Source organism: Staphylococcus sp. FSL H8-0121 (assembly GCF_038008425.1).
In the GTDB taxonomy this organism is placed as follows: domain Bacteria; phylum Bacillota; class Bacilli; order Staphylococcales; family Staphylococcaceae; genus Staphylococcus; species Staphylococcus pasteuri.
This window is the reverse complement of record NZ_JBBOZB010000004.1, coordinates 1-23375: the sequence shown is the minus strand read 5'-3', so window position 1 is coordinate 23375 and position 23375 is coordinate 1. Positions and strand designations below refer to the sequence as shown.

Annotated in this window: 21 protein-coding genes; 11 read left to right on the top strand and 10 right to left on the bottom strand. The window is 32.2% G+C overall.

The window, feature by feature from the left end; genetic code table 11:
• Window positions 1-13 precede the first annotated feature (13 nt).
• The 6 genes from LFT63_RS11415 to LFT63_RS11390 form a co-directional block, all read right to left on the bottom strand.
• Window positions 14-964, bottom strand: a complete 951-nt coding sequence (locus LFT63_RS11415; protein ID WP_233075133.1) for a LacI family DNA-binding transcriptional regulator — start codon at window positions 962-964, stop codon at window positions 14-16.
• Window positions 965-1141: 177 nt separating this feature from the next.
• Window positions 1142-2392: an ammonium transporter gene (locus tag LFT63_RS11410; protein ID WP_340769255.1), complete on the bottom strand. Its 1251-nt coding sequence runs from the start codon at window positions 2390-2392 to the stop codon at window positions 1142-1144.
• A 177-nt stretch (window positions 2393-2569) separates the two neighbouring features.
• The gene (locus LFT63_RS11405) at window positions 2570-2794 is read right to left on the bottom strand and encodes a sulfurtransferase TusA family protein (protein WP_002452012.1); all 225 of its coding nucleotides are present in this window, start codon (window positions 2792-2794) and stop codon (window positions 2570-2572) included.
• Between the two features lie 12 nt (window positions 2795-2806).
• On the bottom strand, window positions 2807-3898 hold the full coding sequence (locus LFT63_RS11400) for a YeeE/YedE family protein (RefSeq protein WP_340769253.1): 1092 nt from the start codon (window positions 3896-3898) through the stop codon (window positions 2807-2809).
• A gap of 156 nt (window positions 3899-4054) precedes the next feature.
• The gene (locus tag LFT63_RS11395; RefSeq protein WP_029056071.1) at window positions 4055-4357 is read right to left on the bottom strand and encodes a hypothetical protein; all 303 of its coding nucleotides are present in this window, start codon (window positions 4355-4357) and stop codon (window positions 4055-4057) included.
• 27 nt (window positions 4358-4384) lie between these two features.
• A complete protein-coding gene (locus LFT63_RS11390; RefSeq protein WP_017638106.1) occupies window positions 4385-5017 on the bottom strand; it encodes a redox-sensing transcriptional repressor Rex in 633 nt (210 codons plus the stop codon).
• Between the two features lie 264 nt (window positions 5018-5281).
• On the opposite strand from LFT63_RS11390, the gene LFT63_RS11385 reads away from it, so the two are divergent.
• Together LFT63_RS11385 and LFT63_RS11375 are read left to right on the top strand one after the other, a co-directional pair.
• Complete coding sequence (locus LFT63_RS11385) at window positions 5282-7216, top strand: ABC-F family ATP-binding cassette domain-containing protein (RefSeq protein WP_340769250.1); 1935 nt, start codon at window positions 5282-5284, stop codon at window positions 7214-7216.
• 349 nt (window positions 7217-7565) lie between these two features.
• A complete protein-coding gene (locus tag LFT63_RS11375; RefSeq protein ID WP_340769248.1) occupies window positions 7566-9188 on the top strand; it encodes a MutS-related protein in 1623 nt (540 codons plus the stop codon).
• A gap of 50 nt (window positions 9189-9238) precedes the next feature.
• Here LFT63_RS11375 and tsaD read toward each other — a convergent pair whose 3' ends face one another.
• From tsaD to tsaE, 4 genes are read right to left on the bottom strand one after another with little or no spacing between them, the layout of a single operon-like run.
• Window positions 9239-10276, bottom strand: a complete 1038-nt coding sequence (gene tsaD, locus LFT63_RS11370) for a tRNA (adenosine(37)-N6)-threonylcarbamoyltransferase complex transferase subunit TsaD (protein WP_017638110.1) — start codon at window positions 10274-10276, stop codon at window positions 9239-9241.
• Window positions 10269-10733, bottom strand: coding sequence for a ribosomal protein S18-alanine N-acetyltransferase (gene rimI / locus LFT63_RS11365; RefSeq protein WP_029056074.1), 465 nt, complete (start codon window positions 10731-10733; stop codon window positions 10269-10271). The genes tsaD and rimI overlap by 8 nt, the downstream gene beginning before the upstream one ends.
• Window positions 10706-11371: a tRNA (adenosine(37)-N6)-threonylcarbamoyltransferase complex dimerization subunit type 1 TsaB gene (tsaB, locus tag LFT63_RS11360; protein ID WP_029056075.1), complete on the bottom strand. Its 666-nt coding sequence runs from the start codon at window positions 11369-11371 to the stop codon at window positions 10706-10708. Before tsaB ends, rimI begins: the two co-directional genes overlap by 28 nt.
• Entirely contained in the window at window positions 11368-11814 is a 447-nt protein-coding gene (gene tsaE, locus LFT63_RS11355; RefSeq protein WP_070452059.1) for a tRNA (adenosine(37)-N6)-threonylcarbamoyltransferase complex ATPase subunit type 1 TsaE, read from the bottom strand. Before tsaE ends, tsaB begins: the two co-directional genes overlap by 4 nt.
• Window positions 11815-12243: 429 nt before the next feature.
• Here tsaE and ilvD point away from each other — a divergent pair, with 429 nt between their 5' ends.
• The 9 genes from ilvD to ilvA all read left to right on the top strand — a co-directional run bounded on the left by ilvD (window position 12244) and on the right by ilvA (window position 22956).
• Window positions 12244-13932 (top strand): dihydroxy-acid dehydratase, encoded by a 1689-nt coding sequence (gene ilvD, locus LFT63_RS11350; RefSeq protein ID WP_340769244.1) that lies wholly within the window; start codon window positions 12244-12246, stop codon window positions 13930-13932.
• 18 nt (window positions 13933-13950) lie between these two features.
• Entirely contained in the window at window positions 13951-15744 is a 1794-nt protein-coding gene (ilvB, locus tag LFT63_RS11345; RefSeq protein ID WP_340769242.1) for a biosynthetic-type acetolactate synthase large subunit, read from the top strand.
• The gene (locus tag LFT63_RS11340) at window positions 15744-15986 is read left to right on the top strand and encodes an ACT domain-containing protein (RefSeq protein WP_029056077.1); all 243 of its coding nucleotides are present in this window, start codon (window positions 15744-15746) and stop codon (window positions 15984-15986) included. The genes ilvB and LFT63_RS11340 overlap by 1 nt, the downstream gene beginning before the upstream one ends.
• Before the next feature lie 131 nt (window positions 15987-16117).
• Window positions 16118-17122 carry a ketol-acid reductoisomerase gene (gene ilvC, locus LFT63_RS11335; protein ID WP_340769238.1) on the top strand — a complete coding sequence of 335 codons (1005 nt, stop codon included), beginning with the start codon at window positions 16118-16120 and terminating at the stop codon, window positions 17120-17122.
• A gap of 21 nt (window positions 17123-17143) precedes the next feature.
• The gene (locus LFT63_RS11330) at window positions 17144-18679 is read left to right on the top strand and encodes a 2-isopropylmalate synthase (RefSeq protein WP_340769236.1); all 1536 of its coding nucleotides are present in this window, start codon (window positions 17144-17146) and stop codon (window positions 18677-18679) included.
• Window positions 18676-19719, top strand: a complete 1044-nt coding sequence (gene leuB / locus LFT63_RS11325) for a 3-isopropylmalate dehydrogenase (RefSeq protein ID WP_340769234.1) — start codon at window positions 18676-18678, stop codon at window positions 19717-19719. The genes LFT63_RS11330 and leuB overlap by 4 nt, the downstream gene beginning before the upstream one ends.
• A gap of 15 nt (window positions 19720-19734) precedes the next feature.
• Window positions 19735-21105, top strand: coding sequence for a 3-isopropylmalate dehydratase large subunit (gene leuC, locus LFT63_RS11320; RefSeq protein ID WP_218047370.1), 1371 nt, complete (start codon window positions 19735-19737; stop codon window positions 21103-21105).
• Window positions 21106-21675, top strand: coding sequence for a 3-isopropylmalate dehydratase small subunit (gene leuD / locus LFT63_RS11315; RefSeq protein WP_017638121.1), 570 nt, complete (start codon window positions 21106-21108; stop codon window positions 21673-21675).
• 12 nt (window positions 21676-21687) lie between these two features.
• Window positions 21688-22956, top strand: coding sequence for a threonine ammonia-lyase IlvA (ilvA, locus tag LFT63_RS11310; RefSeq protein ID WP_029056082.1), 1269 nt, complete (start codon window positions 21688-21690; stop codon window positions 22954-22956).
• The last annotated feature ends 419 nt before the right edge of the window (window positions 22957-23375 follow it).

Here is a 23375-nt window from a genome sequence, read left to right as displayed (position 1 = left end):
AATTAAATAAAATTTATAATTTCACTGGAATAACCACTGATTCTTCAGTTTTTTCATTTTTTATTAATTGTCTTACTTCAGTCATTGCACGTTTACCAGCTTCAAAATAATTAAATTGAATCGTACGAATTGAAGGTGAAACAATTTGTGTCATCGGGTCCCCACCAAATCCATGAATGATAGTAGGTTTACAATTTCTTTCAGAATTAAAGCTATATTTATGAATTGCTAATGCAATCGCATCTGTAGCACCAACAAGTACGTCAACTTTATCTATTTGAGATAAGTATTGTTGTACATCTACTAAAGCATTTTCATATTTGAATGACGTTTCAAAAATACTTGGTTTGATTTGATACTTTGCCAATCCATCTAACAACCCATTTTTACGTTGAACACCTACAGCGATATCATTTTCAGTGACACTAAAGAAGTGGACATGATCAGGTTGTCTTTGGCCAATCCAATTTCCTACAGATAAACCAGCTTGATAATCGTCATGAGTAATACTATGTAAGCCTGGATAATTTTGTCCCACTATAATGATAGGTACATCAGCTTTATCAATAACTTCTAAATGACTCTCCGTAATATCAGTTGCCATTAATATGATTGCATCTACTTTACTGCGTGATAATGTTTCTATAGCATCTATTTCCGCTTCAATCTGTAACCCAGTATAGTTCAATAATAATTGATAATGGTGTTGATGACATTGCGAAACGATACCTTTAATGGTTTCATCTACAGCATATGAATTCATTCTTGGAATAATAGCTCCAATTAAATGTGTCTGTGTCGCTCTCAAACTTTGTGCAAACTGATTTGGTTGATAATCGTGCTCATTAATGATTTTACTTAGTTTTAACCGTGTTTTCTTACTAACAGATCCATCATTTAAATATCTTGAAACAGTACTTTTAGATACGCCTGCTAACTTCGCTATATCTGATATATTTTTCATATAAATTACTCACCTATCATATTTTGGAAAACTTAGTTCTATTTTATCACATATGTAATCGCTTTAAATACCTATTTATTCTATTAATTTAAATATGATAAGTGAGTTCCCATCAATATCTTACTAACCAAATAGAAAGTGTTTTTTACTTCTACTTAATATTAAGATAATCCTTTTCTAATTTTTAATATGTCTGTTAAATTTATTTAATTCTCCATAAAAATAAGCATTTTCTCCATGTACTAATTGATCTAAACCTGTTCGATCTTCAGTAGGTGTCGTCGCTAATGGTGTGAATATTCTGATTATTTTAGCTATTAAAAACGTCATGATGCCACTAAAGGCAATCACTGTTATTACGGATAATATTTGTATACCTAAAATTTTAAAGTCTCCACTATAAATAAATCCATTTTGTATTGAATCATTCACTTGATGTGATTGAAATATGCTTGTACAAATAGCACCCAAAACACCCCCTATACCATGAATTCCAAAGGCATCTAATGCATCATTATATTTGAGTTTGACTTTAATATAATTAATTACAATATAGCAAATAATGCCACCTATTATCGCAATAAACATACTACTTAAATAGCTAACATAGCCTGCTGCTGGTGTTATTGTAACTAAACCAGATAGACTTCCAGATAATAATCCTAATAAACTTGTTGTTTTTTTCAATTTATATTCAATTAGTAACCAGCCAAATGCACCTGCGCTTGCTGCTATAACTGTATTAACAAATGCAACAGCAGCAATTTTATCATATGTAAAAGCACTACCCACATTAAATCCATACCAACCAATCCAGACTAAAATCCCGCCTATTAATGTAATGAGTAAATTATGAGGTGTTGGCTTTTCTTGTTTCTTTCCAATGCCAATCATTATTCCTAATACTAAACCTGATACGCCTGAGGTAATATGTACAACAGTCCCTCCTGCAAAATCTAAAGCACCTAATTGACTAATCCAGCCTTTTCCCCAAACCCAATGAGCTACTGGACTATATACTAAAATCACCCATATAAATACAAATATAAGATATGGAATAAATTTCATTTTTTCAGCTACTGAACCTGATAATATAGATACAGAAATGGTACAAAACATCATTTGAAATAACATAAACAATGATAAAGGTATATGTGCATCAATTGAATTTGAAATTTCGAATCCAACATGATTTAGTCCCAAGTATTCTAAACCACCAATCCAATCATTGCCTTTACTAAAACTTAAGCTGAACCCTATTATTGCCCATGCAAAAGTAACAATAATAATAGCTGACATACTTTGCATTACTGTATTTAATACATTTTTAGATTGTACTAAACCACCGTAAAATAAACTTAATCCCGGTGTCATTAACCAAACTAATAAAGTACATAAAAATAAAAACATTGTATCATTTAAATTCATATGATCACTCCTTTGAAAATATATTACTAATACTTTCAAAGAAATAGCAAAAATCGGTCATATTTCCTTTCATAGCATGTTAGAAAATATGACCTATAAAATTAAATTCCAATATAAAATAGAAAAAAGGAACAAGCATCTTTCATTGGATACTCGTTCCTTTTGAAATCTATTTAATTAAGCTTTTTGAACTGTAATCGTCCATGAAGCATCGCCTAGCTGTTCATAATTAGTTACAGGGTAACCATTTTCAGCAGCCCAATTTGGAATTGCTTCTGTTGCTTGAGTACAATCAAAATCAATTTTCAATTCATCACCTGAATCTAATTCAGTCATTTTCTTTTGTGCTTCTATTAATGGGAAAGGACACACCATTCCTACTGTACCTAATTCATATACCATGTTATTTCCTCCTTAAGTTGTTTGTGTATGCTGTTGTAATGTCGTTTTAGGCTGTTTAGTTGTAGATTTTTGTAATTGTTTCATAGGTTTAACAAAAATAAAATAACTCATAAACCAAACACCTATAATCATAGAGCCAAGTGCTATCCAACCTTGCCAACTCATTGTTGCTGTTTCAACTAGACCATTACCAATTGAACATCCACCAGCGACAGACGCACCAAAGCCCATAAACGCACCACCTAAGGCACTATTTCTAATTGTTTTTTTATCTGGTAAACGCCATTTAAATTCTTTAGAACCTTTTGCGGCAATATAAGATCCTAAGAATATACCAATAACCAGCAATACTCCCCAATCTACGAATTTTGTATTACCACTTATTAGAAAGTTTACGATATTTGAAGATGGTGTAGTAATACCTAAGCCATGATTTCTACCTGTTGAACTACTCATTGGCCATGCTAATAAAGCGATTAATCCTACTGCGATTGCAGCTGCAAATGGGTGATATCTTTTTTCAAATAGATAATGTCTTAAGCCTGTATATTTTTGTTTTAATTTTGGTACTGCAACTTTAGGTTTTCTAAGCGTTTTAGTAACAAAATAAATTGTAATGATAGCCAATATTACAATTAAAATCCAATGTGGAATGTGTAATGTTTCGGACATACTCGCATTTACATTTGTAGGCTTATTAATGAAATTTAATACTGGTGAAAGAATACCTGTTTTAGTAATTGCACTTGTTAATGCATATAAAATAAGTGCTATCCAGTTACCAATTAAACCTTCTCCTGCACGATAATATGTTCCTGTAGCACATCCTCCGGCTAATACAATTCCAATTCCAAATACAAAGGAACCTATTACTGTACCAATTACTGGAAAAGTATGGGATGGCACAGTAAGTAATCCTAAACTAGTTAATATGAGTAAACCAATACTTTGTACTGAGATTGCAATGAGTAAAGCGTAAAACATTTTATTACTCTTTTGTACATACATATCTCTAAATCCACCGGCTAAACAAAATCGGGTTCTTTGCATAACGAAACCTAACAAAAGTCCAACAATTAAACCACTAATTATCATCCAAATCATTTTATCACTCTTTTCCGATAAGTTTACTAGGTATTATATCCAATTAAGTATTCTTTTTCAAGATTATAATTTAATATTTCATTATTAAATTAATTCTTTTTGTTCAAAGCTCATAAAAAAACACACCCTATCTATTGATAAGATGTGAACTAGCTATTATGATTGCAGATCATCTATTTGTTGAACAAGCTCTTTTAATTCATTAGCTTTCAAATGACTAAATTTAAACCATTCATTTCTATAATATATAAGTAATTTATAACCTAATAAGCCTTTTCTGACTTCATAACGAATCATTTGCTTTACATTAATTTCTAAATTGAGTGGATTATGATTTGTATAATATGATTTAAATACTATCGTTTGCTTTGACAAAACTAACTTACCAGGTATGTATATTAATGAAGGTAGATGTGCTTTATAAGTACATCCCACTTCTAATATTGGTTTATTAGTCATTTCACAGCCTCCTAAATCATATTTTTATTAATCATAATTTCTCATAAAGAATAACAATGATTGTAATTCAATACCTAAATCAATATGATGCACTTGTACATCTTTAGGGGTGTTAACTCTTGCTGGCGTGAAATTCATGATTCCTTTAACACCAGATTCAACAAGTTCATCTACTACAGTTTGTGCTACATGTTCAGGTGTAGTTAAAATAACTACATCAATATCCAAGCTTTTTAGTGTTTCCTTAATAGTTCTGCTATCTTTAATTACTACTTTTCCTACTTGTTCGCCTATAACATTTTTATCTACATCAAATGCTTCAGTAATAGACATTTCATCATGTATAGAAAAGTTATACGTTAATAGCGCTCGACCTAAATTACCTACGCCGACTATAGCAATTTTAATATCATTACTTCCGTTAATTTCCTTTTTGAAGAATTCAATTAAACTATCAATATTATAACCGTATCCTTTTTTACCTAATTCTCCAAAATATGAAAAATCCCTACGAATCGTAGCTGAATCTATTTGTAATGCTTCACTAATCGTTTTAGAATTAACACGATCGATTCCTTTACTTTTTAAATTACTTACAAATCTATAATATAATGGTAAACGTTTTAAAGTTGCTCGAGGAATTTTAACGTTACTTGCCATTTTATAAGTCTCCCTTCGACGCTATAACTGGTACAATTATTATTAAATCAACGCAAATATGTTTGCGATAATAAAATTTCAAATAATTGTTTACAATGAATACTTGCTAATTATACATTAATAAAATTTAAAAATAAATATCCTAGTTTCAAGACATGACTTAATACTGTAAAATAAAGAATAATATGATTAACAAATTTTTAAACATATCAAACTATATTAATAGTTTATAATGATATCGCTAATATAGAAAGGTGAAGTCGAATGATACTTTTACAACTTAATGACATATCTAAATCGTTCGATGGTGAAGATATCTTTACTAACGTTGATTTTGAAGTTAAAACTGGTGAACGCATAGGTGTAGTTGGCCGAAACGGTGCTGGTAAGTCAACGCTTATGAAAATTATAGCAGGTACTGAAGATTATGATAGTGGTCATATTTCAAAAATTAAAAATCTTAAAATCGGCTATTTAACTCAACAAATGACATTAGACTCAAATGCCACTGTTTATGAAGAGATGTCGAAACCATTTGAACATATTAAAAATATTGAATCCCTTATTAACGAAGAAACTGATTGGTTAGCTAAGCATGCTGGAGATTACGATACACCAGACTATCAATTACATATGGAAAAATATGAATCTCTATCTAATCAATTTGAACAACTTGAAGGCTATCAATATGATAGTAAAATTAAAACAGTCCTTCACGGTTTGAATTTTAATGAAGAAGATTTTGATAAGCCTATTAATGATTTTAGTGGTGGTCAAAAAACAAGATTATCACTTGCACAAATGTTACTTAATGAACCTGATTTGCTATTACTAGATGAACCTACTAACCACCTTGATTTAGAAACAACAAAATGGTTAGAAGATTATTTAAGATACTTTAAAGGTGCAATTGTCATAATCAGTCATGACAGATATTTCTTAGATAAAATCATTACTCAAGTTTATGATGTAGCCCTAGGTGAAGTAAAACGTTATATAGGTAACTATGAACAATTTATACAACAAAGAGATAAATATTATGAAAAACGTATGCAAGAATATGAAAAACAACAAGAAGAAATCAAACGACTTGAAACGTTTGTTGAAAAAAATATTACACGTGCATCTACAAGTGGAATGGCAAAAAGTCGTCGTAAAACATTAGAAAAAATGCAACGCATCGACAAACCTATGATTGATGCTAGAAGCGCTAATATTCAATTTGGTTTTGATAGAAATACTGGTAATGATGTTATGCATATTAAACAATTAGAAATTGGTTATGACCAAACGCCTATTACCCAACCTATCACAATGGAGGTTTCAAAAGGAGACCATATTGCCATTATTGGACCTAATGGTGTTGGTAAAACGACTTTAATTAAAACAATTGCCAATCGTCAATCCAAATTGGCAGGTGACATCACATATGGTGCTAATTTAAATATGGGTTACTATGATCAAAAACAAGCTGAGTTTAAATCAAATAAAACTATTTTAGATTATGTTTGGGATCAATATCCAAATATGAATGAAAAAGATATTCGTGCCGTATTAGGTAGATTCTTATTCGTTCAAGATGATGTCAAAAAAATTATAAATGATTTATCAGGTGGCGAAAAAGCAAGACTTCAACTTGCTTTATTAATGTTACAACGTGATAATGTTTTAATTTTAGATGAGCCTACCAACCACTTAGATATAGATTCAAAAGAAATGTTAGAACAAGCGCTAGAGCATTTTGAAGGGACTATCATCTTTGTTTCTCATGACAGATATTTCATTAATCAACTAGCTAATAAAGTATTTGATTTAGATCATGATGGTGGCAAAATGTATCTAGGTAACTATCAATACTATATTGATAAAACAGAAGAAGCTGCCGCTTTAAAAGCCCAAGAGGATAAAGAATCTCAGTCCGTTCATCAACAAAATAATAACCAAACAATGACAAATTCATACGATGATCAAAAACAACGTCGTCGAGAACAACGCAAAATTGAACGGGAAATTGAGCAACGAGAGCAGATAATTGAAAGTTGTGAAACTAAAATTGAGTCTATTGATAATGAATTGATGCAACCTGAAGTATATAGTAATCCTGTTAAAGCAAATGAACTAGCTGAACTAAAATCTAATACCGAACAAGAATTAGAACAAGCTATGATTGAATGGGAAGAATTACAAGAAAAATTATAAATATCCTTTTTACTTTCTGACATTAAAATGTAGATTTCTACATTTTAGTGTCTTTTTTCTGATTTTTAATTTAATATTTATTAACATTAAAAGTCCCCTTATTCATAGCTATCCACAGAGTTATCCTAGTTATCCACAAGTAATATGTTACTCATTTTTTAAGTTATTCAGAAAAAATTAGCTAATATCCACAGTAAATAACACTACTTATCCACAAGTTGTGCACTATTTGTTGATAAGTACGCATGTTCCCTATTGACATTAAATTAATATAAATATTACATACTTCATTGTTTCTTAAATAATGATATGAAATAATTACGTTAATAATACATAAAGGAGCTTTTTTATGGATGATGTCCGTTTATTTCTATTATTTGTGTTAGGTATTGTTTTATTAACTACAATAGTGAGTATTATTTCTGCGATTTTTAATAAAAAACAACTCGTTACAAAAATTAATCAATTATGGCCAAATCGTCAAAAATTAGAAAAGTTTATTCGACCTAATGCCAGATATGATTATCAATATCAAACATATCGTTCTAATTATGATGAAAATTCGCTTATAGATAATAAAACTTGGTCAGATTTAAATATGGATGCATTATTTCAATCTATGAATTTTAACTTTACAGCCATTGGTGAAATGAGATTATATGCTACTTTACGTGGTATGTTTAAAGCAAATAATAAAGAATTAAAACGTTATTTTAAGCATAATCGTTCATTTAGAAATCAAGTTGCTTTCCATTTAGCACAAATTGGTAAAAGTGTGTATCCTCACTTTCCCGATCAATTAAAACCAATTAAGGGCAACATCTTATTTATGTTTGCACCATTATTACCAATTATCGCTTTAGTCTATACGTTTATTAATACATCTAATGGAATTATGGTACTCATATTAACTTGTGTTTTTAATATTATTTTATCTGTGAGTTTAAAAAAGACTTATGAGCAAGATTTGAAAACTATTTTTTATACTGCAAATATTTTAAGTCAAAGTAAGAAATTAACTGAAATTGAAGGAACACCAGATTTAAATGTAAACTTTAATCATTTTAAAAGTGCTCGCTATTTAAGTGGCTTATTAGTAAAAATAGAAGGTGGCGATTTTGCATCTGCCTTTATTTTATTAATTAAAACTATTTTCATGCTAGATTATACAATCTTTCACATTATACAAAATAGTTATTATAAATATTTAGAAGAAGTATTAAATTGTTATGATTATATTGGTCAGTTAGATAATCACTATGCTATTTCTTTATATCAAGAAACTTTAGATGAATATTGCGAACCTGAAATAATACAATCACAAGATACACAACATTATTTATGTGATTTTGAAGATTTAACGCATCCATTAATTACAGATGCTGTACCGAATGATTTATCTATTAATCAAAATATTTTATTAACTGGTTCGAATGCTTCTGGTAAATCTACCTTTATGAAAGCAGTGGCACTTAATTTAATTTTAGCCCAATCAATAGAGACTGCTACAGCCTCTCAATTTAAATATGTACCTGGCTTAGTATTCACATCGATGGCTAATGCAGATGATGTTCTATCTGGAGATAGTTATTTTATGGCTGAACTTAAATCCATTAGACGTTTATTTAATATTTCAACTGATAAACAAATATATTGTTTTATAGATGAAATATTTAAAGGCACAAACACAACAGAAAGAATTGCCGCTTCTGAATCGGTATTAACCTATTTAAATAATATACCGAACTATTATGTTCTAGCGGCAACACATGATATTGAACTATCATCATTATTAAGTCCAAGTTTCATTAATTATCACTTTAATGAGTCTATTAAGAATGATTCTATTGATTTCGATTTTAAAATTAAACCAGGTAAGGCGAATACTAGAAATGCAATAGAGTTATTGAGACTGACTCAATTTCCTAACGATATATATAAGCGTGCTAAACAACAAGTTGAGAATCAATAAAATAAGTCAGTAGTTTGAGAATTATTTTTCTCTCACTACTGACTTTTGTTTTATAAAGTAGATTCTATTGTAAAATCTTCTATATCAATATTATTTTGGCCATTCATAGCCATATCACCACGTTTACCAGCTAAATATAAATAGTGACCTGCAGCACCAATCATTGCTGCATTATCAGTACATAATTTTGGTGCTGGTATTGTTAATTGAATATTATTTTGTTCACACTGACTGGCTATACTTTCTCTCAAGCCACGATTACTGGCTACGCCACCAGCAACAATTAGTCGATCAACATTATAAGCTTTACATGCATGAATAGCTTTAGTAGTTATTACTTCTACAACACTATTTTGAAAACTTGTTGCTACATTTTCTGGAATTATATCTTGTCCCTTTTGACGTTGGTTATGCAATTGATTAATGACTGCACTTTTCAATCCACTAAAACTAAAATCATAGCTATCTTTTTCTAACCATACTCTAGGAAATTGATAAGTGTCTTGGCCTTTAGCTGCTAATTGATCAACTTGAGGTCCACCAGGATAAGGTAAATCAATTGTGCGAGCTACTTTATCATATGCTTCACCTACTGCATCATCTCTTGTTTCACCTATTACTTTAAAATTTAAATGATCTTTCATATAAACTAATTCTGTATGGCCACCTGAAACAATTAAGGCTATGAGTGGAAATGTGAGCGGTGTTTCTAAATGATTAGCATATATATGTCCAGCAATATGGTGAACAGGTATTAATGGGATATCATATGCAAACGCTAAAGCTTTTGCAGCATTAATGCCAATAAGTAATGCTCCAATAAGACCTGGTCCTTGAGTTACAGCTATAGCATCGATATCTTTCATAGATACATTAGCCGTTTGTAAAGATTCATCAATCGTTGTTGTAATCCCTTCAACATGATGTCTACTTGCAATTTCAGGCACAACTCCACCGAAACGTTTATGACTCTCTATTTGACTTAAAACCGTATTCGATAATATCTCTGTTCCATTTTTTATAATACTTACACTTGTCTCATCACAACTTGTCTCTATTGCTAATATCAAAGTTTGATTATTATTCACTTAAATTCACCCACATCACTAATGCATCCTGCCCTTCTCCATAATAATTTTTTCGTTTACCACCATATTGAAATCCTAGATTTTGATAAACATGTTGCGCTACTATATTATCTATTCTTACTTCTAAACTCATCATTTCACATTTGTGACTTGCATAATTCATAACATATTTTAATAGAAGTTGCCCTAAACCATAACCTCTAAATTTTTCAGTAATTGCAATAGTAGTAATTTGTGCTTGATCAATCACTATCCATAACCCTAAATATCCTATGATAGTATTATCAAATTCTATGACAAAATAATTTGCAAACTCATTCTTTTCAATTTCATGATAAAATGCATCAATTGTCCATGAACTATCGTTAAAACTATTTCTTTCTATGTCAAACACCGACGGAACGTCATCTATACTCATTTTTCTTATATTTAACTGTTCTTTTGTTGGTTTATCCAATTTCTCTCTGCCTCAGTTATTTTATGATATTTTGGAACAAAACTATGAATATCAGCAGGTTGACTAATAAGTTCACTCATCACAGATGCTTGTGGTAACTGATCTATACATTCCCCTTCTAATAAATGAGATAACTTAGAAGTATCTTGTCCTATAAATAGATATTTTTGATTAAATTCATGTAATTTTGATTTTAAATCTTCAATAGAAATGTATTGATCTTCTAAAATAGTTTCTAATGTTCCATCGCTTTGTCTTTGGTAAATACCCGTATATACTGCCTCACGTCTTGCATCAAATATTGGTACTAAAAGTCGATAATCTTCTTTTATACAAGCTGCTAGTGATTTTAATGAAGATACACCGTACAATTTACAATTTAATGCGTAAGCAAGTGTTTTTGCAGTAGTCACACCAATTCTTAAACCAGTATATGATCCTGGTCCTTCTGCAACAACAATTCCATCTAAATCATGTTTTGAAATACCACTTTGTTCAAACAAACGTTGGATTTCAGGCATGAGCTGCACTGAATGATTTACTTTGGAATTATTATTAATTTCAGCAATTGTTTCATTATTGTTTGTAATGGCAACTGATAAAGGTTGATTGGAAGTGTCTATCAACAATAATTTCATTGTTCAAGTGCCTCCTTCATAGCAATATAATGATTCCCTTCAGCTTCAAGTGTAATTTGACGTTGGCTTTCATCTATAACTTTTATATTAATAACTAAAGCTTCTTTTGGTAATAAATCTTTGATAAATTGACTCCACTCAATCACTGTAAGAGCCTCATCTTCAAAATATTCATCAAATCCTAAATCTTCTTCTGAATCTTCCAATCGATAGCAATCCATATGATGCAACTTTAAGTTTGTACCTTTATAAGATTTAATAATATTAAAAGTTGGTGAATTAATCGTACGTGTAACACCCATAGCTAGACCAATAAATTGTGTAAGTGTCGTTTTTCCAGCACCTAAATCTCCATTCAATAAAATTAAGTCGTTTGGTTCAATTAACTCAACTAACTGGTTAGCAAATTGTTTCATTTCATCTTTGTCTTTAATATTAATCATAGGCCATTCTCCTATTAATGTTTTTCATTTTCCAAGAATTTTATTAACTTATTTAGTGTAACAAATTTTGACTCTAATTTCTTCGTTAATATGATTAACAATTTTTTAAAATGAATTGTAAGAAAATTCTAAAATATTATTGACACGCTTTTCTCTATGTAGTAAATTAAGTTTATAAATTTCAAACTATTCAGAATAAATTACCATTCAGTGAAGGGAGTATAATAAAATGACTAATCACACATATCAATATTCAACGACAACTTCAAACAATATTATTTTATTATACTCTCAAGGGCTGGAACTTTAGTAATTAATCCTTTTACTAAATGTTTAAGTCCTATTTGTAATTGAATGGGACTTATGAACGTCCCAAAAAATTTTGGGGCGTTTTTTATTTTTCTAAAATAATACACGGGGGAATTAATTATGCGAAGCGACATGATCAAAAAAGGAGATCACCAAGCTCCAGCAAGAAGTCTTTTACACGCAACGGGCGCACTTCAAAATCCAACTGATATGAACAAACCATTCGTTGCTATTTGTAATTCATATATCGATATCGTTCCAGGCCACGTACATTTAAGAGAACTAGCAGACATTGCTAAAGAAGCTATTAGAGAAGCAGGCGCTATTCCTTTTGAATTTAATACTATTGGCGTAGATGATGGTATTGCTATGGGACACATTGGAATGAGGTATTCTCTTCCTTCTAGAGAAATCATTGCTGATGCAGCAGAAACAGTCATCAATGCTCATTGGTTTGACGGCGTTTTCTATATTCCAAACTGTGACAAAATCACACCTGGTATGCTACTAGCAGCAGTTAGAACAAATGTACCAGCTATCTTCTGTTCAGGTGGTCCAATGAAAGCCGGTTTATCTGCCCAAGGTAAAGCATTAACTTTATCATCAATGTTTGAAGCTGTTGGTGCTTTCAAAGAAGGTTCTATTTCTAAAGAAGAATTTCTAGATATGGAACAAAATGCCTGCCCTACTTGCGGTTCATGCGCTGGAATGTTTACAGCCAATTCAATGAACTGTTTAATGGAAGTCCTTGGGTTAGCTTTACCATATAATGGCACTGCCCTAGCAGTTAGTGATCAGCGTAGAGAAATGATTCGTGAAGCTGCATTTAGATTAGTAGAAAATATTAAAAACGACATCAAGCCAAGAGATATCATAACTAAAGAAGCTATTGATGATGCTTTCGCATTAGATATGGCAATGGGTGGTTCAACTAATACAGTACTTCATACACTTGCAATTGCTAATGAAGCTGGAATTGAATACGATTTAGAACGAATTAATGAAGTAGCAAAGCAAACACCTTATTTATCTAAAATTGCTCCAAGTTCATCATACTCTATGCATGACGTTCATGAAGCTGGTGGAGTTCCAGCAATTATCAATGAACTAATGAAGAAAGAAGGCACTTTACACCCAGATAGAATTACAGTAACCGGAAAAACATTAAGAGAAAATAATGACGGTAAAGAAATTAAAAATTTTGATGTTATACACTCACTAGAAAAACCTTATGACAAAGAAGGCGGTTTATCTATCTTATTCGGTAATTTAGCTCCAAAAGGTGCAGTTATCAAAGTTGGAGGGGTAGACCCATCTATTAAAACATTTACTGGAAAAGCAATTTGTTTCAATTCACATGATGAAGCTGTTGAAGCAATTGATAACCATACTGTTCGCGAAGGTCATGTTGTAGTTATCAGATACGAAGGGCCTAAAGGTGGTCCTGGAATGCCAGAAATGTTAGCTCCAACTTCTTCAATTGTTGGGAGAGGTTTAGGTAAAGACGTTGCATTAATTACCGATGGAAGATTTTCAGGTGCAACAAGAGGTATTGCTGTAGGACATATTTCTCCAGAAGCAGCTTCAGGTGGGCCAATTGGATTAATCAGAGACGGAGACGAAATCACAATTGATTTAACTAACCGAACTTTAAACGTTGATCAACCTGAAGAAGAATTATACCGCCGTAGAGAACAACTAGAACCATTTAAAGCAAAGGTTAAAACAGGATATCTTGCACGTTATACTTCATTAGTAACTAGTGCTAATACGGGTGGAATCATGCAAGTACCCGAAAACCTTATCTAAAATTAGGAGTTGATTTTCATGACTAAATTAAGTGACATACCAGAACACAATACTTCAGAATCAAACCAACCTATCGACACTATGAAAGTGGCAGAATCTAGTAAACCTGAATACTTGAAAAACCAAACACTAAATGAAATGAGACCAGGATCTGAATTGTTAGTTGAAGCGTTACAAAATGAAGATGTAGAATTTATTTTTGGATATCCTGGTGGTGCAGTACTACCTTTATATGACACATTTTACGATGGTAAAATTAAACATATTTTAGCAAGGCACGAACAAGGTGCAACACATGCTGCCGAAGGATATGCACGCGTTTCAGGTAAAACAGGTGTCGTCGTCGTTACTAGTGGTCCTGGAGCAACCAATGCTATAACAGGAATCACGGATGCTCATAGTGATTCTTTACCTTTAGTTGTATTTACGGGACAAGTCGCTACACCTGGTATCGGTAAAGACGCATTCCAAGAAGCTGATTTATTATCAATGACTACCCCTATTACTAAACAAAACTATCAAGTAAAAAAAGTAGAAGACATTCCTAGAATTGTTCATGAGGCTTTTCATGTCGCAAATACTGGTAGAAAAGGACCAGTAGTCATTGATTTTCCAAAAGATATGGGTATTTTGTCGACTAATGTAGAATTATCTGAAACTGTTGATTTACCTGGATATCAAGTCAACACAGTAGCTGATTCAAATGATATTGAAACATTAGTATCTTATTTAAATAGCTCTAAAAAGCCTCTAGTCTTAGCTGGAGCTGGAATTAATCATTCAAAATCTAATGAACTATTAACAAATTTTGTAACTCAACATAAAATCCCTACTGTCACAACATTATTAGGTTTAGGTGCAGTACCATACGATCATCCCCTATTTTTAGGTATGGGAGGTATGCATGGTTCATATGCAAGTAATATGGCATTAACAGAGTGTGATTTATTAATTAATTTAGGTAGTCGTTTCGACGATAGACTTGCCAGTAAACCTGATGCATTTGCACCAAATGCAAAAATCGTTCATGTAGATATTGATCCTTCTGAATTAAATAAAGTGATAGATACAGATTTAGGTATCGTTGCAGATTGTAAAAATGTATTAGAACAATTAGAAAACGCTAATGTTCAAGTACCAAATCATGATGACTGGTTGCAAACTTGTGAAACTAACAAATCAAGTTACCCTTTCAAATATGAAAAAGATAACAATGACTCATTTTGCAAACCTCTAGAAGCTATCGAATATATTGGACATATTACGAATGGCGACGCAATTGTGACTACTGACGTAGGTCAACATCAAATGTGGGCAGCTCAATTTTATCCATTCAAAAGTCACAGTCAATGGGTTACTAGTGGTGGTCTAGGTACAATGGGATTCGGTATTCCATCTGCAATTGGCGCCCAACTAGCCAGACCTGATAAAACTGTTGTTTGTTTCGTTGGTGATGGTGGTTTCCAAATGACTAATCAAGAGATGGCTTTACTGCCTGAATACGGCTTAAATATTAAAATAGTCTTAATTAATAATGGTACGTTAGGTATGGTTAAACAGTGGCAAGATAAATTCTTTGATCAACGTTTTTCCCATTCCGTATTTAATGATCAACCTGATTTTATGAAACTATCCGAAGCATATGGAGTTAAAGGATTCTTAATTGATAAACCTAATCAACTTAAAGAAACACTCGATGAAGCTTTCAACTATAATGGTCCGGCACTTATCGAAGTGCGTATCTCTCCTATCGAGCCAGTAAATCCAATGATTCCAAGTGGTAAAGCAAATCACGAAATGGAGGGATACTAATGAGAAGACATTTAAAGTTAGAAGTAATGAATCAAGTAAGTACATTAAATAGAATTACAAGTGCATTTGTTAGATTACAGTATAATATCGAAGAATTACACGTTAAAAAACGTAATGATGACCCTAACGTTTCAGATATGGAACTCATTGTTAATATTGATGACGATGAGTTATTAAATATTTTAATAAATAAGCTTAAACAACAAATTAATGTTTTAAGTGTAGAGCAACATTCAGCATAAATTATGATTAACCTTTGATGCGCTAGTGTTCATTAAAAACAGTATCTTAAACGAGCTGCTATCATCACTAGTTAATCGCCTTAAAATTTCGGAATATTTCAAATTTTTAAATTATTTTGGAGGAATTTATTATGACTAAAGTATATTATGACGAAACAGTAAAAACAGACGCACTAGCAGGTAAAAAAATTGCAGTAATTGGTTATGGCTCACAAGGTCATGCACATGCACAAAACTTAAAAGACAATGGATATGATGTTGTTATTGGTATCCGCCCTGGACGTTCTTTTGATAAAGCTAAAGAGAACGGCTTTGAAGTATTACCTGTTGATGAAGCAACTAAACAAGCAGATGTGGTTATGGTACTCATCCCTGATGAAATTCAAGGTGATGTTTATAAAAATGAAATTTCACCAAATTTAGAATCTGGAAATGCCCTAGCTTTCGCACATGGTTTCAATATTCATTTTGGTGTTATTCAACCACCCGAAGATGTTGATGTATTCTTAGTAGCACCAAAAGGCCCTGGTCATTTAGTAAGACGTACATTTGAAGAAGGTAGCGCTGTCCCTTCCTTATTTGGAGTACAACAGGATGCAACTGGCCATGCTAGAGATATCGCATTAAGTTATGCAAAAGGTATCGGATCTACACATGCTGGAGTTATTGAAACTACATTTAAAGAAGAAACTGAAACTGATTTATTTGGTGAGCAAGCTGTACTTTGTGGCGGTGTTCATAAATTAATTCAAAGTGGTTTTGAAACACTAGTGGAAGCTGGATATCAACCTGAACTTGCATATTTTGAAGTATTACATGAAATGAAATTGATTGTTGATTTGATGTATGAAGGCGGAATGGACAATGTTCGTTATTCAATTTCAAATACAGCCGAATACGGTGATTATGTATCTGGTCCACGTGTGATTACGCCAGATGTTAAAGAAAATATGAAAGCCGTATTAACAGATATTCAAAACGGTAAATTTGCTAACAGTTTCGTTGAAGATAATAAAAATGGTTTCAAAGAATTTTATAGAATGCGTGAAGAACAAGCTGGTCATCCAATTGAAAAAGTTGGCCGTGATCTACGTGATATGATGCCATTTATTAAATCGAAACGAATTGAAAAGTAATGGATTAAGGATTGGATTAAAATGAGTAGCCATATTCAAATATTTGATACAACGCTTAGAGATGGTGAACAAACACCGGGAGTCAATTTTACTTTTGACGAACGTTTAAAGATAGCGAAACAACTTGAAAATTTGGGAGTCGACGTTATTGAAGCCGGCTTTCCCGCTTCAAGTACAGGAAGTTTCAAATCGGTAGAAGCGATATCTAAAGCTTTAACAAAAACAGCAGTATGTGGCTTAGCTAGATGTAAGAAATCAGATATTGACGCAGTTTATGAAGCAACAAAGTTAGCTACTAAACCTCGTGTCCATGTTTTTATTGCTACATCTCCTATTCACTTAGAATATAAATTAAAAATGACACAAGAAGAAGTTTTAGCATCAATAAAAGAACATGTTTCATATGCTAAAAAATATTTTGAAGTTGTTCAATTTTCACCTGAAGATGCAACGAGAACTGATATTTCATTTTTAATAAAAAGCGTACAAACTGCTGTAGATGCTGGTGCAACTATCATCAATATCCCTGATACTGTTGGTTTTAGTTACCCTTCTGAATATGGACAAATTTTTAAAACATTAACTGAATCCGTTCAATCTGATAAAGAAATCATTTATAGCGCTCATTGTCATGATGATTTAGGTATGGCTGTCGCAAATAGTCTTGCTGCAATCGAAGGTGGTGCAAGACGCATTGAAGGTACAGTAAATGGTATAGGAGAACGAGCTGGTAATGCGGCACTTGAGGAAGTTGCTTTAGCTTTATATGTTCGTAAAGATCATTATGGTTTAGAATCACAAATTAATTTACAACAAACTAAAAATACTTCTGATTTGATTTCACGATATGCTGGTATTCGTGTTCCAAGAAATAAAGCCATAGTTGGCCAAAATGCCTTTAGTCATGAATCTGGTATTCATCAAGATGGTGTTCTAAAACATCGCGAAACTTATGAAATTATGACGCCACAATTAGTAGGTGTCAGTACAACTGAATTACCACTGGGCAAATTATCAGGAAAGCATGCCTTTGCTGAAAAACTAAAAGCATTAGGTTATGACATTACTTCTGAAGATCAAGTCAATTTGTTTAAGCAATTTAAAGCAATTGCTGATAAGAAAAAAGCTGTATCTGACCGTGATATTCATGCTTTAATTCAAGGTTCAGAACATGAACAAAGTGCCATTTTCCAACTTGAAACTTTACAACTTCAGTTTGTATCAAATGGTCTTCAAAGTGCAGTAGTTGTTATTAAAGATAAAGACAATAATATTTATCAAGATTCAAGCATTGGTACTGGCTCCATTGTCGCTATTTATAATGCTGTTGATAGAATATTTAAACGTGAAACAGAATTGATTGATTATCGAATAGACTCTGTCACTGAAGGTACTGATGCACAAGCTGAAGTTCATGTTAACCTTATCATCGAAAATAAAGAAGTTAGTGGTATAGGCATTGACCATGATATTTTAAAAGCTTCTTGCAAAGCTTATGTTGAAGCCCATGCAAAATATGTTGCTGAAACAAAAGAGAAAGAAGGTATCCAATCATGACCTATAACATTGTTGCTTTACCTGGAGACGGCATAGGACCAGAAATACTAAATGGAAGTCTAGGTATCTTAGAGAAAATTAGTCAGAAATATCAATTTGATTATCATATAGATACACATCATTTTGGAGGAGCAGCTATAGATAACTATGGCACTCCCCTAACTGATGAGACGTTAAAAGCTTGTCAAAATGCTGATGCAATATTATTGGGAGCTATTGGTGGTCCGAAATGGAGTAATCCAAATTTACGGCCTGAACGAGGATTATTAAAACTTAGAAAATCACTTAATTTATATGCTAATATTCGCCCCACTATTGTTACAAATGGAACAAGTCACCTCTCTCCACTTAAACAAGATCGAGTTGAGGGCACAGACTTAGTTATTGTACGAGAACTCACTGGCGGACTGTATTTTGGAGAACCAAGAGAACTCTCAGAACATCATGCTTTAGATTCTTTAACTTATACCCGTGATGAAATCGAACAAATTGTAAGAGTTGCATTTGAGTTAGCACAACAACGTCATAAGAAATTAACATCTGTAGATAAAGAAAATGTGCTTTCTTCTAGTAAACTTTGGAGAAAAACTGTTGATGAAGTTAAGAAAGATTATCCTGACGTAGAAGTAGAACATTTACTTGTTGATGCATGTAGTATGCATTTGATTACGCGACCAACACAATTCGACGTTATCGTAACTGAAAACTTATTCGGCGATATTTTAAGTGACGAAGCTTCAGTTATTCCTGGTTCGCTAGGATTATCTCCATCAGCAAGTTTTGGTAAAGATGGAACTAGACTTTACGAACCTATTCATGGATCAGCACCTGATATAGCAGGAAAAGATATTGCTAATCCATTTGGAATGTTACTATCTTTAGCTATGTGCTTAAGGGAAAGTTTTAATGAAGTTGCAGTAGCTAATGAGTTAGAACATAAAATTTATCAATTTATTAGAGAAGGAAAATGTACGTCAGATTTAGGAGGAACATATCGTACTTCCGAAATCATTAAACTACTAAAAGAAGATTACACTTAAGGGAGGCGTCATCTTATGGGACAAACACTATTTGATAAAGTATGGGATAAACATGTCTTACATGGAAATGTAGGTGACCCTCAATTATTATATATAGATTTACATCTTATACATGAAGTTACTTCGCCTCAAGCTTTTGAAGGATTAAGATTACAAAAAAGAAAACTACGTCGTCCAGATTTAACATTTGCTACTTTAGATCATAATGTACCTACTATTGATATTTTTAATATCAAAGATGAAATTGCAAACAAACAAATAACTACCCTCCAAAAAAACGCAGAAGATTTCGGTGTTCATATATTTGATATGGGGTCAGATGAACAAGGAATCGTACATATGGTCGGCCCTGAAACTGGTCTAACTCAACCAGGTAAGACGATTGTTTGTGGTGATTCTCATACAGCCACACATGGTGCTTTTGGAGCAATTGCATTTGGTATTGGAACAAGTGAAGTTGAACACGTTTTTGCTACTCAAACGTTATGGCAAACAAAACCCAAAAATTTAAAAATTGATATTTCAGGAAAGTTACCTAATGGAGTATATGCAAAAGACATTATCCTCTATCTTATTAATCAATATGGTGTAGATTTTGGTACTGGATATGCTCTAGAATTCACCGGTGAAACAATCAAAAGTTTATCAATGGAAGCTAGAATGACTATTTGTAATATGGCTATTGAAGCAGGTGCAAAATATGGGATGATGCAACCAGATGATATTACATTTGAATATGTAAGAGGACGTCAATTCGCTAAAAATATAGATGAAATGATACCACAATGGAAACAACTTTATTCTGACGAAGATGCCTATTTCGACAAAATTATTAATATTGATATTACAAATCTTGAACCGCAAGTCACTTGGGGTACCAACCCAGAAATGGGTGTTAGCTTTAGTACGCCATTCCCTGCTATTAAAGATTCTAATGATGAACGCGCATATCAATACATGGGGCTAAAGCCAGGTCAAAAAGCCGAAGATATTGAATTAGGATATGTCTTTTTAGGGTCATGTACAAATGCTAGAATATCAGATTTAATTGAAGCTAGTCATATTGTAAAAGGAAAACAAGTACATCCAAATATCACTGCTATTGTCGTACCTGGTTCACGTACTGTAAAAAAAGAAGCTGAATCGATGGGTCTAGATAAAATTTTTAAAGATGCAGGATTTGAATGGCGTGAACCTGGATGTTCAATGTGTTTAGGAATGAATCCAGACCAAGTTCCAGAAGGTGTTCATTGCGCATCTACAAGTAATAGAAATTTTGAAGGACGACAAGGTAAAGGTGCCAGAACACACCTAGTTTCTCCTGCAATGGCAGCAGCAGCAGCAATTAACGGAAAATTTGTAGATGTTAGAAAGGTGGTTATATAAATGGATATAAAACCAATTACCACTTATACAGGTAAAATCGTGCCATTGTTCTATGACAATATCGATACTGATCAAATCATTCCAAAAGCTCATTTAAAACGTATATCTAAAACAGGTTTTGGTCCTTTTGCATTTGATGAATGGCGTTATTTACCAGATGGAACTGATAATCCAGAATTTAATCCAAATAAGCCAGAATATAAAGGCGCAAGTATTCTTATAACTGGAGATAATTTTGGTTGTGGTTCCAGTAGAGAACACGCTGCTTGGGCATTAAAAGATTATGGATTCAGTATTATTATTGCAGGAAGCTATAGTGATATTTTTTACATGAATTGTACAAAAAATGCTATGTTACCTATTAAATTAGATAAAACTTCTCGAGAGCATTTAGCAAGCTTTAAAGAAATTACAGTTGACTTACCAAATCAAACAGTTTCATCGCCGGAGAAAACTTTCCATTTTGATATAGATGAAACTTGGAAAAATAAACTCATTCATGGATTAGATGATATAGATATAACATTACAGTATGAAGATTTAATTGAAAAATATGAAAAAGCACATTAGGGTGGGACTATTATGACATTAAAAACAACAGTTTCAACAAAAGATATCGATAAAGCTTTTTTACGTCTTAAAGATACAGTAAAAGAGACTCCTTTACAATTAGATCATTATTTATCTCAAAAATATGATTGTAAAGTATATTTGAAAAGAGAAGACTTACAATGGGTACGTTCATTCAAACTAAGAGGTGCCTATAATGCTATCTCCGTATTATCTGAAGAAATTCAAAATAAGGGTATTACATGTGCTAGTGCAGGCAATCATGCTCAAGGTGTTGCTTACACTGCAAAAAAGTTAGATTTAAATGCTGTCATTTTTATGCCAGTAACTACTCCCCTACAAAAAATTAATCAAGTTCAGTTTTTTGGAAACGGAAATGTAGAAATAAAATTAACTGGTGATACCTTTGATGATTGTCTAGCTGAAGCATTAGATTATACTAAACAACATGATATGACATTTATCGATCCATTTAACAATGTTTATACAATTGCTGGTCAAGGTACCCTAGCTAAAGAAATTATACATCAATCTCAAGATGAAAATATTGAGTTTGATTATTTATTCGCAGCTATAGGAGGTGGAGGACTAATCTCAGGTATTAGTACTTATTTCCATGATTATTCTCCTAAGACCAATATTATTGGCGTAGAACCTGTTGGGGCTAGTAGTATGTATGAATCTGTTGTCGTTAATAATAAAGTAGTTACATTGAAAGAAATTGATAAATTTGTAGATGGTGCATCAGTAGCTAGAGTTGGTGACTTAACATTTGAAATAGCTAAATCTAAAGTACATGACTATGTTCAAGTAGATGAAGGCGCTGTATGTTCAACAATACTTGATATGTACTCTAAGCAAGCTATTATAGCAGAACCCGCGGGTGCATTAAGTGTTGCTGCTTTAGAAAACTATCGTCAACAAATTAAAGGAAAAACTGTAGTTTGTATAGTTAGTGGTGGTAACAATGATATCAATCGTATGAAAGAAATTGAAGAACGATCACTTTTATATGAAGAAATGAAACATTATTTTATCCTTAATTTCCCTCAAAGACCAGGAGCTCTAAGAGAATTTGTTAATGATGTGCTCGGCCCTCAAGATGACATTACCAAATTTGAGTATTTAAAAAAATCATCTCAAAATACTGGTACAGTTATTATTGGTATTCAACTTAAGGATCACGCAGATTTACAACATTTAAAAGAAAAAGTAAGTATATTTGATCCTTCAAATATATATATTAATGAAAACAAAATGCTATACTCTTTATTAATTTAACTAGTGTAAAAACTAATCGGAGTTAAGTGGAATAATTTCCATGTAACTCCGATTTTATTTTATTTAAAATTTAGTCTTTATTCTTTATGAAAAATGGTTAATAAAATTTTATTAGAACTATTTAAACTGCTGAGCTAAACTTGATTTGAGTCAATCATTCGCATTTTTCTTCTTTTTCGTCTCTCTCTTACTCACTTAGCTTGACTAAGATCGTAGCGTTCCTTTACCCCAACTTGCATTGCTTGTTGAATTTTCTACCAAAATTCTCTTTGTTGGAGCCCCGCTCTTCATTGATGATTTAAAGCACTTCACTTTTTATGTATTAAAAAAAGAGACCTTACGGTCTCAATGCGGCTCATCGCATCCTATTATTTGCCTAGCATATATAGTTGTACTTAATAGCTAAAGCTATTAAGTAC